This is a genomic window from Candidatus Methylopumilus planktonicus (assembly GCF_000981505.1).
GTDB lineage: Bacteria > Pseudomonadota > Gammaproteobacteria > Burkholderiales > Methylophilaceae > Methylopumilus > Methylopumilus planktonicus.
The window spans coordinates 1,252,763-1,265,394 of record NZ_LN827929.1 but is presented as its reverse complement, the minus strand read 5'-3'; the positions used below and the strand labels follow the sequence as shown (position 1 = coordinate 1,265,394).

Below are 12,632 nucleotides of genomic sequence, written 5' to 3'. Positions count from 1 at the left end.
TTATAGAACGACTTTAATCATCGGGTGCGTTGAAAGCGATCGATAGATGTCATCTAATTCTGGCTTACTTGTGACATAAACAAAGCATGTAAGACTGATATAACGACCTTCACGACTTCCTTTCATCTCGATTGTACTCGGATCAAAACTATCGTTTTTATGTTTAATGATTTCAATAACGGTAGATGTAAATTCATCATGGACTTCGCCCATCACTTTAATCGGAAAATGACATGGAAACTCAATCAGGGTTTCTGGAGGCATATTATGATCGGACATTTAATTTTTTTCTTTAGTGACTACAAAAATACTAATTTTTATTTTTGATTTAATAAGATTTGCGATGTTATTTGCTTCATCTTTCGAATTAAAAGGGCCAATCACCACATGGAATAAATCCTCTGAAAATTGTTTTTTAAATGATGGCGAATTTTCTAGTCCCATGTCTGACAGTTGTTTTAATAAAAGGTCTGCATTCTTTTCATTTTTAAAAGCCCCTGCTTGAATATAAAGATGCTCGTTTGATATTACGACTTCAGCTAGCTTCGCTTGAGTTGGTAACTCATCTTTTTCTTTTATTTTTTCACTAATGACATCAGCTGTTTTTTTGAGCGCACTAAATTGTCTTGGGTCAATAAGCTCCACTTCTACTGGACCACTTCCCTTATCAGATAATCTTAATTTGTAAGCTGCAGCATATGATAAATCGATGATACGGTTTTTTTTAAATGGACCGCGATCATTAATTCTGACAATAACACTTTTATTGTTTTCAGTGTTTGTCACTCGCACATAACAGGGAATAGGAAGTTTAGTGTGAGCGCCCGTCATGCTATACATGTCATAGACTTCACCGATCGATGTTTTTTTTCCGTGATAGCGCTTGCCATACCACGAAGCGACACCTTGCTCTTTATAAGGATAGAAAGAAGTCATTGGGACATACTTGGTATCGAGTGCAATATAAGACTGATTCGCGCGTGAATGAAAGGGCTCTACTTTAGGTATTGCATCGGGAATTGCATCCATATCTCCAGGAGGATGATCGCCTGGACCGTCATCGAGGTAATAGCCCCCACCTTTTTTTGCAGGCGCAGATACACTATCTTTTTTGGAAGAAGGACCGCTTGCACAACCTGTTAAGACAGAAAGGAGCAGAAAACCAAGAAAACTGACTCTCAACATTAAGATGACCCTACAAGTTCTTTATGTGTATGCACACTCATTAATATACCAAAGCTAATTAAAATAATCGTCATCGATGTACCACCAAAACTAATAAGAGGTAAAGGCACGCCAACTACAGGCATGATGCCACTTACCATCGCAATATTAATAAAGATATAGGTAAAGAATGTAAGCCCAATATTAGCGGCTAGAAGGCGTGTAAATGTATTTTTGGCTTGTGAAGCAATCATCAGGCTCCGACCAACTATGAGCGCAAAAAGTCCTAAAAGTAATAAATTTCCTAAAAGACCAAACTCCTCACTAAAGACTGCAAAAATAAAATCAGTTGTGCGTTCAGGTAAGAAATCAAGCTGGCCTTGTGAGCCATTAAGCCAGCCTTTACCAATAAGCCCGCCTGATCCCATTGCAATAGAAGATTGAATCGTGTGATAGCCTGAGCCTAAAGGGTCTTGGCTTGGATCTAATAAAATGAGCACTCGATTTTTTTGGTAATCATGTAAATGCGACCAAATGATGGGTGCTAAGGAAAAAAGACCGATGCTACCCCCTACAATAAATTTCCAATTTAAGCCTGCTAAAAAAAGAATATAAAAACCTGATGAGGCAATTAAGAGCCCTGTTCCTAAATCAGGCTGATTGATAATCAGGATGACGGGCAAAATAAAAAAGAGCGAGGCGACAACATAATCGATCGCGTGACGTTTACTTTCTCGTTTAGAAAGATACCAAGCCATAGCAATAGGCACAGCAATACGCATAATTTCAGAAGGCTGCATTTTAAATAAACCTACATTTAACCAGCGTTTAGCCCCATGACTCGATTGCCCAAAAAACATGACTCCAAGAAGAAGCAACAAACCTAGGATATAAATAGGCAGCGCTAATTTCTCATAATATTTAGGATGAATTTTCGCTGTGATCCAAAGCAAAATAAAACCCAGCCCAATATAAAAAAGCTGATTAAGCACCAAAATAATATTTCGCCCCGAAGCGCTATAAAGTGTAAAAAGACCAACCACTAATGCCGAGCTAATAAAGACCATTAAAGTAGAATCAATATTTTTTTGTAGGCCAAGAAATAAACGTTCTAACATAATGATTGTATTTTAATCACGATATTCAGATTCAAGAGAGCCTGCTTTATTATCTTCTTTGCTTAAAGTTATTTTTTTAAGCAAATGATAATCCATCAATTTTCTTGCAATCGGCCCCGCTGTCGATCCACCATGGCCACCATTTTCAACAATGATTGCAATAGCAATAGTAGGGTCTTCTGCAGGCGCATATGCGATAAAAAGTGCATGGTCTCGATGTCTTTCATTCATACGATTAGGGTCATATTTTTGATTTCGCTTCATCTCAACAACTTGGGCGGTACCTGTTTTAGCTGCTATTTTATATGACGCCCCAGCACCCACGCTTGCAGCAGTTCCACCGGGTTGCGTTACGTTCATCATACCTTCTTTGACGAGCGCTAAATTCTCAGGTTTGAAATGTAGCTCTCGAACTGTTTTATTTTTAAACGTTTCTATTTTGCCAGTTTGATTATTTTTAATCGATTGGATAAGCCTTGGCTGGATCATTAATCCACCGTTGGCGATTGTTGCCACTGCTTGGGCTAGCTGTATTGGAGTGACGAGCAAATAGCCTTGACCAATACTGGTAATGACAGTTTCACCTAAATACCAAGGTTGTTTATATCGTTTCTGTTTCCATTCAGGTGAAGGTAATAAGCCTGCATTTTCACCAAACATATCAATGTGGGTAGCCTCACCAAAGCCAAAGCGAGATAGAAATTCAGATAATTTTTTAATACCTAATTCGATACCGAGCCCATAAAAAAATGTATCGCACGAGATAGTAATTGCCATCACTATATCGACAACACCGTGCCCATAGGGTTTCCAGTCTTTGTAAGTATGGCCAGAGTTAGGTAGCGTAAAAAAACCAGGGTCCTTAATATTAAACGGTGGTTTACGAATATCATTTTCCAACGCAGCTAATGCGACAAAAGGTTTGATGGTAGACCCCGGGGGATATAAACCATTTATGGCACGATTAAGCATGGGCTTATCTAATGACTCATTTAGTAACTTCCATTCATCTACATCAATGCCACCAACAAATTGATTGGGATCAAAATTAGGACGACTTACAAATGCAAGTACTTCACCATTTTTTGGATTTAAAGCGACGAGCGCACCTCGATATTTATTGAAAGCATTTTCAGCAATTTCTTGTAGGTTTGAATCGATCGATAATGTAATGGTATCTCCCTCAACAGAAGGAACGCTATTTAAAATACGGACTGAATTACCATTAGCATCAATTTCTACTCCTTGAAATCCAGTGGTCCCATGAAGCCTAGCCTCATAATATTTTTCAATGCCTAGCTTCCCTATAGTCTCTGTGCCTGTATAGTTTTGTTGCCAGCCTAATTTTTTAATAGCCTTTTTATCCTCTTCATTAATCCGATTAATATGACCTATAAGATGCGAAGCAAAAGCCCCTTTAGGATAGCGCCTAAGAAGCCTAGATTTAATTTCCACCCCTTCAAACCGTAATTTATTTGCTGCGAATCTTGCCGCTTCAATTTCTGATAAATTTGTTTTGATAGGAATGCTATCTAGGGAAGAACTTTCTTTTAAAATTCTACTAAATTGTTTTAAATCACTAGCACTAAATTCGACAATAGGTTTTAAGTCGTCAATAGTTTTATTGAGATTAGTGAGTTTTGAAGGCGTAATTTCTAAACTATAAACAAACTTGTTATCTGCCATGATGATGCCATTGCGATCCAATATCACTCCTCGATTTGGGATATTTGGAATCACAGCGATACGATTATTTTCGGATAAGCCTTTGTAAAAATCGTATTTAAAAATTTGCAGGAAAAAAAAACGTCCGATGATGACTAAAAAAGCAATGGATATTAAGGCTGTAAGGAGTGCTAATCTTTTCTTAAAGAAAAAGCGCGACTTATAGATACTTTGACTATTTTTAGTATAAGACATCTTAAGATAGCCTTATTTCTCTAGCGATCTAATTTAAAAAATTTAAATTTAGAAAATACATGCCATATAAAAACGGCGGTAATACTTTGAAGGTAATAGCCAAGCCCTGGATAATGAAGATCGTGTGTCAGATTAATGATCAATATAATCATTTGAGCACTTAAAAATATTAAAAATATATAAAGTAATTTCTGATGCTTATTATTAAGCATGATTTTATTTATAAAATATTGCGCAATAAAATAACAAGACGCATAAGTGAGGGCATGTTGTCCTAAAAGATCCCCCATAAAGAAATCATTGATGAGGCCTACAAACCAAAATGTTGAGATAGATACCGCATTTGGATTTTTAAAGAACCAAAATATGAGTGTCAGCAAAATAAAATCAGGGGTTAAATCAGCATTAAAAATATTAATGTGAATCAGATTAATCATTGCTGCGATGATTAAAGAAATAATAAATAATTTATTTTTTTTGATCATTTTTTATAGGCGCTACATTATTTGCAATTTTGTTGATAGGCATCACCACAAGGACATGGGTGTGATTACGAATCGCTGAGGTAGGTTTACAAATAATTTTTGCAAAAGGTAGATTAGGATTGTTGTTAATCTCTAATACTTCAGCAACGGGAATGCCCTCTGGGTAGATCATATCTATACCTGATGTTTTTAAAACATCGCCTATGATTACATCGACACTAGTGGGTAAGTACGAGAGCAAAATTGTTTCGTTTTGGCCATTGCCATTTGTAATCGCTCTTAAACCATTTCTTTGTATTTGAATAGGCACAGACATTTTTTTATCAATAATGAGTGTCACTTCACTTGTTTCTGGATAAACACTGCTGATTTGTCCTACAAGGCCCAATGCATTAATGACAGGCTGCCCTGCTTGAAAATCTTTATTTTGACCGCCATCAATAATAATTTTTTGATTAAAAGGATCAAAGCGTGAATAAATAATACTGACAGCCTCAGTTTTAAATTTATGTGCATTTTTTACTTCAAGTAAATTTTTTAATTGATTATTTTCCTGATCTATAAAATCTAAGCGTTGAAGATCAGCTTTAAGGCTGTCTATATTAAGTTTTAATGTTTCATTTTCATCAATCAAACGAGATTGATTAGAGAAGTATTCTGTTGTGAAATTGAATATATCCCTTGGCAAGTTCAGTAATGTATGAAAAGGCTTGGTGAATACATTCGTTACCTGCCTAATATTTTTTAAATAATGAAAACGATAATCCGCACCCATTAATACAATCGATATGAATATGAGCAACAATAATTTGGATAAAAGCGAAGGGCCTTTATTAAAAAGCTTAGATGAACGTTGATAAGATTTAATCATTAAGCTTTAACTATTAATGAAGTAGCAAAAAACAAGAATTTATTCGTGAGCAAATACGGTCGAGAATTGATCGAGTGATTCAAGTGCCTTGCCACAGCCTCGCGCAACACAAGTGAGAGGGTCATCCGCAGTCACAACAGGAATGCCGGTTTCTTCCATAAGTAAGCGATCGAGATTTCTTAATAGGGCACCGCCACCAGTTAATACCATGCCATTATCGGCAATATCAGCACCCAATTCAGGCGGCGTTTGTTCGAGTGCAGATTTCACAGCACTAACAATTTGATTTAAAGGCTCTTGCAGGGCTTCTAGAATTTCATTGCTATTAATTTTGAGTCGACGAGGGAGTCCTTCAGCAAGATTTCGACCCGTCACTTCGAGTTCTAAAATTTCAGACATTGGGAATGCAGTGCCAATTTTTTTCTTAATCATTTCAGCCGTCGGATCAGAAATCAATGTGCCGTAGTTTCGTCTTAAATAATCAATAATGGCCTGATCAATTTTGTCACCACCGACACGTTCAGATTTGGCGTACACAATACCACCCAATGAAATAATACCGACTTCAGTCGTACCACCACCTACGTCAATGACCATGGATCCTGTAGCTTCACTAATAGGAAGTCCTGCACCAATTGCCGCCGCCATAGGTTCTTCAATCAGAAATACTTGCTTAGCACCAGCTCTTTCGGCAGATTCTCTAATAGCTCTTCGCTCCACTTGAGTGGCACCATAGGGCACGCAAATAATAATACGAGGGCTGGGTACAAACCATCTTGTGTCATGAACTTTTGCAATAAAAAACTTAATCATGTCTTCAGTGATATTGAAGTCAGCAATCACGCCATCTTTCATTGGACGAATCGCTTGAATATTTTGAGGTGATCGACCTAGCATCGTTTTAGCTTCGATGCCGACCGCCAATAAAGATTTTTTACTATAGGGACCATTAGGACCATCTTCATGACGAATCGCTACAACAGAGGGCTCGTCTAGGACAATACCTTTGCCTCGAATATAGATCAGTGTGTTTGCAGTGCCCAAATCGATGGCAATATCATTCGCCATAAATTGATCAAAATTGAATATTTTTTTAAGCATATTTGCCGTTAGAATTTCTTTAAAAAAGTGGTGCTTCAAACCCAAGAAAGGTCAATAGAATCAGGGTATAATACATGATATTGATCAATAAATTAACAGCTTTTCTCTAGAGAAACAGGAATTCTATTTGTATGTCGATTACACATGACGAAATCAAAAAAATTGCCCATTTAGCACGCATCAAAATTACAGAAGAAGAGGCGGATGCGACAATTGAAAAATTATCTGGCATATTAAACCTTATTAAAGATATGAAAAAGGTGGACACGACTAACATTTCCCCTATGTCTCATAGCCAATCGGTCACACAAAGACTCCGTGAAGATATTGTCACAGAAACAAACCAAAGAGAAAAATTACAAAAAATAGCGCCAGAAGTGAGTGGTGGCTTATATATTGTGCCTCAGGTGATTGAATAATCATGCAAGACTGGGGTATTAAAGAACTCTCAACCCTATTGAGAGAGAAGAAAACATCAAGTGTCGAAATCACGACAGACTATCTTGCCAGTATTAAAAAAAAGAACCCCGAGATTAATGCGTTTATTACAGTCGATGAAAATCGGTCAATAGCTCAGGCTAAGCTTGCAGATGAAAGAATTGAAAAAGGCGAAGGCGATGCTCTCACAGGTGTCCCTATAGCGCAAAAAGATATTTTTTGTGCAGAAGATTGGCTTACTACTTGCGGCTCCAAGATGCTTCATAATTTTATAGCGCCTTATGATGCAACAGTCGTGAAGAAATTTAACGAGGCGGGCGCTGTTAATCTAGGCAAAACTAATATGGATGAATTCGCTATGGGTTCATCGAATGAGACATCTTATTTTGGCGCTGTTAAAAACCCTTGGGATCTTACACGTGTGCCTGGCGGAAGTTCAGGAGGGAGTGCGGCAGCGATTGCGGCTCGCATGTGCCCTGGAGCTACGGCAACAGATACAGGGGGCTCTATTAGGCAGCCAGCTTCCTTATGCGGACTCACAGGTTTAAAACCAACTTATGGATTAGTCTCTCGCTTCGGTATGATTGCCTTTGCATCAAGCCTAGACCAAGCAGGCCCGATGGCAAAATCATCCGAGGACTGCGCCATGATGTTGAATGTGATGGCAGGCTTTGACCCCAAAGACTCCACATCGATTGACCACAAAAAAGAAGATTACACAAAAAATATTGATCAGCCGATTGAGGGCTTAAAAATTGGATTGCCTAAAGAATATTTTGCAGAAGGTTTAGATGGCGACGTTGCAAAGTTGATTGAAGCTGCGATTAATCAATACAAAAAATTAGGTGCCACGATTGTCGATGTGAGTTTACCTAATACCAATCTATCAATTCCTGTTTATTATGTTTTAGCGCCAGCTGAAGCATCAAGTAATTTGTCCCGCTACGATGGTGTGCGATATGGCCATCGTACAAGTCAATATGATGATCTTATGGATATGTATTCTAAAACTCGCCAAGAAGGATTTGGGGAAGAAGTGAAACGTCGTATCTTAATTGGCACTTATGTATTAAGTGCTGGTTATTACGATGCTTATTATTTAAAGGCACAACAAATACGCCATCTTATTTCTGAAGACTTTAAAAAAGCCTTTCAGTTATGCGATGTGATCATGGGACCTACGGCACCATCCACTGCTTTTAAAGCAAATGAAAAAATTGATGATCCAGTCACTATGTATCTGCAAGATATTTATACTATTGCAACTAATCTTGCAGGACTCCCAGGCATGAGCATTCCTGCAGGGTTCGTTAATAAATTGCCAGTAGGTTTGCAAATTATTGGTAATTATTTTGATGAAGCACGTATGTTGAATGTGGCGCATCAATTTCAAAAAGCAACTGATTGGCATAAAGCTATGCCAGAAGGAGCGCTTTCATGAGTTGGGATGTCGTGATTGGTATTGAAACGCATGTACAACTTCAAACCAAAACTAAAATTTTTTCAGGTGCATCGACTGCATTTGGAGCAGAACCTAATACACAAGCATGCTTATTATCAATTGCACTTCCAGGCACACTCCCAGTCTTAAATTATGAGGCAGTTCAATGTGCAATTAAATTTGGATTGGCAACTAATGCTGAAATAGCGTCGAGATCTATTTTTGCTCGTAAAAATTACTTTTATCCAGACTTGCCTAAAGGTTATCAAATTAGCCAATATGAATTACCTGTGGTCGGCAAAGGATCGCTTGAAATTGAAGTAGGCGAGATTAAAAAAACAGTGCGTATTACGCGTGCACACCTAGAGGAAGATGCAGGGAAATCATCTCATGGCGCTGTTGAAAATGGTACAGGTATTGATTTAAATCGTGCAGGAACACCACTTCTAGAAATTGTGTCTGAGCCTGATATGAATTCAGCAGAAGAAGCTGTGGCGTATGCAAAAAAATTACATGAGCTCGTCCAATGGATTGGTATTTGCGATGGCAATATGCAAGAAGGAAGTTTCCGATGTGACATTAATGTTTCCGTAAAGCGAAAGGGCGCAGAAAAATTAGGCACACGTCGCGAAATTAAAAATTTGAATTCATTTAAATTTATTGAGCAAGCCATTCATTATGAAACGCAATGGCAGATTGAGATGTTAGAAGAAGGAAAAGCGATTCAACAAGCTACTGTGCTTTTTAATCCTGAAACAGGAGAAACTAAAGCGATGCGCTCCAAAGAAGAAGCGAATGACTATCGTTACTTTCCAGATCCTGATCTTTTACCATTAGAAATTTCGGATGAGAAAATTAGTCAAATTAAAGCGGGCATGACTGAACTCCCTCATCTCATGAAAGTCAGATTAGAAAGTGATTACCAATTGTCATCGTATGATGCTGCAGGCATTACGCGTGATAAGCATGTCGCAGATTATTTCTTTGCGACCTTAAAAGAAGCTGCTGAGCCTAAACAAATTGCCAATTGGATTTTAGGACAATTATTTTCTAAACTGAATGAACATAATTTATCGATTGAACATTCACCGATTAAGCCTGAAGTATTGAGCTTACTTTTAAAACGCATTCAAGATGGTACGATTTCGAATAACGGCGCTAAACAACTTTTTGAAAAGTTATGGTTAAGCCCTGATCTTCAAATTGATGTATTAATTGAGTCAGAAGGATTAAAACAAGTTTCAGACAGCGGCCTCATTGAAACGATGATCGATGAAGTCTTAAAAAATAATCAAGCCATGGTAGATGAATATAGATCAGGCAAAGAAAAAGCCTTTAATGCACTTGTAGGTCAAATTATGAAAGTATCTAAAGGTAAGGCAAACCCAGGTCAGGTCAATGACTTGCTCAAGAAAAAATTAAGCTAAGCTGTAATACCGTATTCTTTTTGATAGACGCGCATGGCGCCCATATGAGATGCGAACTCTTCGTGACGTTCAATATAGCGCATAATTTCTTGTAAAGAAGTGAGATGACAGACAGGCAAATGATGTATCTCTTTTATTTCTTCGACAGCTGAGAGCGATCCAGCACCTTTTTCCTCTCGATCAATGGAAATGGCAACGCCAGAAGGCTTGGCACCCTCTTCTAGAATAATATTCACAGACTCATTTACAGATGTACCTGCAGAGATCACATCATCGACAATCAGAACACGCCCTTTTAAAGGAGCGCCAATAATAATGCCCCCTTCACCATGATCTTTTTTTTCTTTACGGTTGAATGCAAAAGGTACATTGCGGCCTAGGCTCGCAAATGCAATGACAATCGAGGTGACTAACGGAATGCCTTTATAAGCTGGACCATAGAGCATATCAAATGGAATCTTAGAGGCCTCAATAGATTTAGCATAAAACATTCCGAGCTTCATTAAGCTTTCACCGTCGTTAAAAAGGCCTGTATTAAAAAAATAAGGACTTAGACGACCGGCTTTAGTTTTGAATTGACCAAACTGTAAAACCTGTTTTTTTAAGGCAAATTCGATAAACTCTTGACTTGAATGATCCATAGATAAATCGGTAGAGATGAATTATGAGAATTATAACGCTAAACATGAATGGAATTCGATCTGCATCGAATAAAGGCGCTTTCACTTGGCTTGATTCACAAGGAGCAGATTTCATTTGTATGCAAGAAGTGAAAGCGCATGAAAGTGATTTAAGCCATGACATGAAAAACTATCGTAATTACATGAGCTATTTTAGTTTTGCAGAGAAAAAAGGCTATAGCGGTGTAGGTATTTACGCCAGAAGAAAACCTAATAAAATTATTCGCGAGATAGGGCTCCCGCTTTTTGATAGCGAAGGTCGCTATCTCGAACTTATGTATGACAATTTAAGTATTGTTTCAATCTACCTACCCTCAGGTTCAAGCGGTGAAGAGCGACAAATATTTAAATTTGAAGTCTTAGATTATTTACTCCCTTATTTAAAAAAACGTAGGGAAGAAAATTTGCCGATGATTCTTTGTGGAGATATCAATATTGCACACAAAGAAATTGATTTAAAAAATTACAAAGGCAATAAAAAAAATTCAGGTTTTTTACCTGAAGAGCGTCAATGGATGACTGATTTATTTGAAGGTGTGGGTTGGGTAGATACTTATCGCACGCTTCATCCTGATGCAACTGATGCTTCTTATACCTGGTGGAGCAATCGAGGGCAAGCGTATGCTAAAAATGTGGGATGGCGTCTTGATTATCAAATTGCTCACCCATCTATAAAAGATAAGATTGCTAAAGCTTCCATTTACAAGTCAGAAAAATTTAGCGATCACGCACCACTGATCATTGACTATACGATTTAATTTTTAATCGGTGCGATTTTATAAAGCAATGCCATGCCAGGAATAGCGAGTAGAAAACAAAGAATAAAGAAATTCTCCCAGCCAAAAAGACTTTGAAGGTAGCCGGTAGAAGCATTTACAAGTGTTCGAGGCACAGCTGCTAAGCTTGTGAAGAGTGCGAATTGTGTGGCGGTATAAAGTGGATGAGTGGTTTTTGCAATAAAAGCCACAAAAGCTGTGGTACCTAAACCTACCCCGAAAGCCTCAAATCCTACGGCAATGGCGAGCCATTCCGGGCTATAGCCAATGTGCGCTAACCACGCGAAACCTAAAATACTGATCATCTGAAGAAAGCCAAAGATCCATAAGGCGCGGTTGATACCTAATTTCATCATCCAAATACCCCCCACGAGTCCACCTATGACACTTGGCCAAAGACCAGCATTTTTTGCAATCAAACCAATTTCAGTTTTACTAAACCCTAGATCCAAATAAAAAGGCGTAGCTAATGCAGTCGCCATGCTGTCACCTAATTTGTAAAAAAAGATAAAAAGAAGAATGGTTAAAGCACTTTTTAAACCATGTCGATGCATGAATTCTTGGAATGGCAGCAGCAGTGATGATACTAAATCACGCTTTTTCATTTTAGGCACTTTAGGCTCTTTCATTACAAAAGTTAAAACAAGACCCGGCAGCATAAAAAGACTTGTGACTATAAATACAGTTTTCCAATCAAAATGGTCGGCTAAGATAAGGGATAAAGAGCCTGGAATAAGACTCGCAATCTTATAAGCATTCACATGGACTGCATTACCTAAACCCAATTCTTTATCTAATAAAAGTTCTCGACGATATGCATCAATCACAATATCCTGACTTGCACTTAAAAATGCAATGAGTATGGCAATGATCACAATCATTGTGAGATCAGTCTGAGGGTTATAAAAACCCAATAGGGGAATACTGATTAAAAGAAGCGATTGAAAAAATAATAACCAGCCACGACGGCGACCCATGGGCCAACTGAAGCGATCAAAGAAAGGCGCCCATAAAAATTTCCATGTATAGGGTAGTTGGATTAATGCAAAAAGACCAATCGCTTTAAGATCTAATTGATTCGATCTCAACCATGCAGGTAATAAGCTGATCAGAATAAAAAGAGGGAGCCCTGAAGTAAAGCCAGTAAAAATACATACCAACATTTTTTTGGAAAGGATATCTTGCCAGAATCTTTTCCTAATTTGCATCAA

Annotated in this window: 13 protein-coding genes; 4 read left to right on the top strand and 9 right to left on the bottom strand. The window is 37.9% G+C overall.

Going from position 1 to position 12,632, the window contains the following annotated elements; genetic code table 11:
• Genes BN1208_RS06640 through BN1208_RS06610 form a run of 7 tightly spaced genes read right to left on the bottom strand, consistent with a single transcriptional unit; the run spans window position 1 to window position 6,659 of the window.
• On the bottom strand, window positions 1-279 hold the full coding sequence (locus tag BN1208_RS06640) for an HP0495 family protein (RefSeq protein WP_046488969.1): 279 nt from the start codon (window positions 277-279) through the stop codon (window positions 1-3).
• Entirely contained in the window at window positions 280-1,185 is a 906-nt protein-coding gene (locus BN1208_RS06635) for a septal ring lytic transglycosylase RlpA family protein (protein ID WP_046488967.1), read from the bottom strand.
• The gene (gene rodA / locus BN1208_RS06630) at window positions 1,185-2,282 is read right to left on the bottom strand and encodes a rod shape-determining protein RodA (RefSeq protein ID WP_046488965.1); all 1,098 of its coding nucleotides are present in this window, start codon (window positions 2,280-2,282) and stop codon (window positions 1,185-1,187) included. The genes BN1208_RS06635 and rodA overlap by 1 nt, the downstream gene beginning before the upstream one ends.
• Before the next feature lie 12 nt (window positions 2,283-2,294).
• Window positions 2,295-4,202 carry a penicillin-binding protein 2 gene (gene mrdA, locus BN1208_RS06625; protein ID WP_046488962.1) on the bottom strand — a complete coding sequence of 636 codons (1,908 nt, stop codon included), beginning with the start codon at window positions 4,200-4,202 and terminating at the stop codon, window positions 2,295-2,297.
• 20 nt (window positions 4,203-4,222) lie between these two features.
• Window positions 4,223-4,687, bottom strand: coding sequence for a rod shape-determining protein MreD (mreD, locus tag BN1208_RS06620; RefSeq protein ID WP_046488961.1), 465 nt, complete (start codon window positions 4,685-4,687; stop codon window positions 4,223-4,225).
• Entirely contained in the window at window positions 4,671-5,558 is an 888-nt protein-coding gene (gene mreC / locus BN1208_RS06615; RefSeq protein ID WP_046488960.1) for a rod shape-determining protein MreC, read from the bottom strand. Before mreC ends, mreD begins: the two co-directional genes overlap by 17 nt.
• Window positions 5,559-5,597: 39 nt before the next feature.
• Window positions 5,598-6,659 carry a rod shape-determining protein gene (locus BN1208_RS06610; RefSeq protein WP_046488959.1) on the bottom strand — a complete coding sequence of 354 codons (1,062 nt, stop codon included), beginning with the start codon at window positions 6,657-6,659 and terminating at the stop codon, window positions 5,598-5,600.
• Between the two features lie 131 nt (window positions 6,660-6,790).
• Here BN1208_RS06610 and gatC point away from each other — a divergent pair, with 131 nt between their 5' ends.
• From gatC to gatB, 3 genes are read left to right on the top strand one after another with little or no spacing between them, the layout of a single operon-like run.
• Window positions 6,791-7,078, top strand: a complete 288-nt coding sequence (gene gatC / locus BN1208_RS06605; protein ID WP_046488958.1) for an Asp-tRNA(Asn)/Glu-tRNA(Gln) amidotransferase subunit GatC — start codon at window positions 6,791-6,793, stop codon at window positions 7,076-7,078.
• Between the two features lie 2 nt (window positions 7,079-7,080).
• Entirely contained in the window at window positions 7,081-8,538 is a 1,458-nt protein-coding gene (gatA, locus tag BN1208_RS06600) for an Asp-tRNA(Asn)/Glu-tRNA(Gln) amidotransferase subunit GatA (RefSeq protein WP_046488956.1), read from the top strand.
• Entirely contained in the window at window positions 8,535-9,965 is a 1,431-nt protein-coding gene (gene gatB / locus BN1208_RS06595; RefSeq protein WP_046488954.1) for an Asp-tRNA(Asn)/Glu-tRNA(Gln) amidotransferase subunit GatB, read from the top strand. The genes gatA and gatB overlap by 4 nt, the downstream gene beginning before the upstream one ends.
• Here gatB and pyrE read toward each other — a convergent pair.
• Window positions 9,962-10,606: an orotate phosphoribosyltransferase gene (gene pyrE, locus BN1208_RS06590; RefSeq protein WP_046488952.1), complete on the bottom strand. Its 645-nt coding sequence runs from the start codon at window positions 10,604-10,606 to the stop codon at window positions 9,962-9,964. The genes gatB and pyrE overlap by 4 nt on opposite strands.
• Before the next feature lie 23 nt (window positions 10,607-10,629).
• Between pyrE and BN1208_RS06585 the strand changes: the two genes are divergently transcribed.
• Entirely contained in the window at window positions 10,630-11,403 is a 774-nt protein-coding gene (locus BN1208_RS06585; RefSeq protein WP_046488951.1) for an exodeoxyribonuclease III, read from the top strand.
• Here BN1208_RS06585 and BN1208_RS06580 read toward each other — a convergent pair.
• Window positions 11,400-12,629 carry an AmpG family muropeptide MFS transporter gene (locus BN1208_RS06580; RefSeq protein WP_046488949.1) on the bottom strand — a complete coding sequence of 410 codons (1,230 nt, stop codon included), beginning with the start codon at window positions 12,627-12,629 and terminating at the stop codon, window positions 11,400-11,402. The two genes, BN1208_RS06585 and BN1208_RS06580, sit on opposite strands and share 4 nt — an antisense overlap.
• Window positions 12,630-12,632 lie beyond the last annotated feature (3 nt).

Excerpts from the sequence above, each read along its gene's own strand:
- BN1208_RS06640 (WP_046488969.1), bottom strand. The coding sequence starts at position 279 with ATGTCCGATCATAATATGCCTCCAGAAACCCTGATTGAGTTTCCATGT.
- BN1208_RS06635 (WP_046488967.1), bottom strand. The coding sequence starts at position 1,185 with ATGTTGAGAGTCAGTTTTCTTGGTTTTCTGCTCCTTTCTGTCTTAACA.
- rodA (WP_046488965.1), bottom strand. The coding sequence starts at position 2,282 with ATGTTAGAACGTTTATTTCTTGGCCTACAAAAAAATATTGATTCTACT.
- mrdA (WP_046488962.1), bottom strand. The coding sequence starts at position 4,202 with ATGTCTTATACTAAAAATAGTCAAAGTATCTATAAGTCGCGCTTTTTC.
- mreD (WP_046488961.1), bottom strand. The coding sequence starts at position 4,687 with ATGATCAAAAAAAATAAATTATTTATTATTTCTTTAATCATCGCAGCA.
- mreC (WP_046488960.1), bottom strand. The coding sequence starts at position 5,558 with ATGATTAAATCTTATCAACGTTCATCTAAGCTTTTTAATAAAGGCCCT.
- BN1208_RS06610 (WP_046488959.1), bottom strand. The coding sequence starts at position 6,659 with ATGCTTAAAAAAATATTCAATTTTGATCAATTTATGGCGAATGATATT.
- gatC (WP_046488958.1), top strand. The coding sequence starts at position 6,791 with ATGTCGATTACACATGACGAAATCAAAAAAATTGCCCATTTAGCACGC.
- gatA (WP_046488956.1), top strand. The coding sequence starts at position 7,081 with ATGCAAGACTGGGGTATTAAAGAACTCTCAACCCTATTGAGAGAGAAG.
- gatB (WP_046488954.1), top strand. The coding sequence starts at position 8,535 with ATGAGTTGGGATGTCGTGATTGGTATTGAAACGCATGTACAACTTCAA.
- pyrE (WP_046488952.1), bottom strand. The coding sequence starts at position 10,606 with ATGGATCATTCAAGTCAAGAGTTTATCGAATTTGCCTTAAAAAAACAG.
- BN1208_RS06585 (WP_046488951.1), top strand. The coding sequence starts at position 10,630 with ATGAGAATTATAACGCTAAACATGAATGGAATTCGATCTGCATCGAAT.
- BN1208_RS06580 (WP_046488949.1), bottom strand. The coding sequence starts at position 12,629 with ATGCAAATTAGGAAAAGATTCTGGCAAGATATCCTTTCCAAAAAAATG.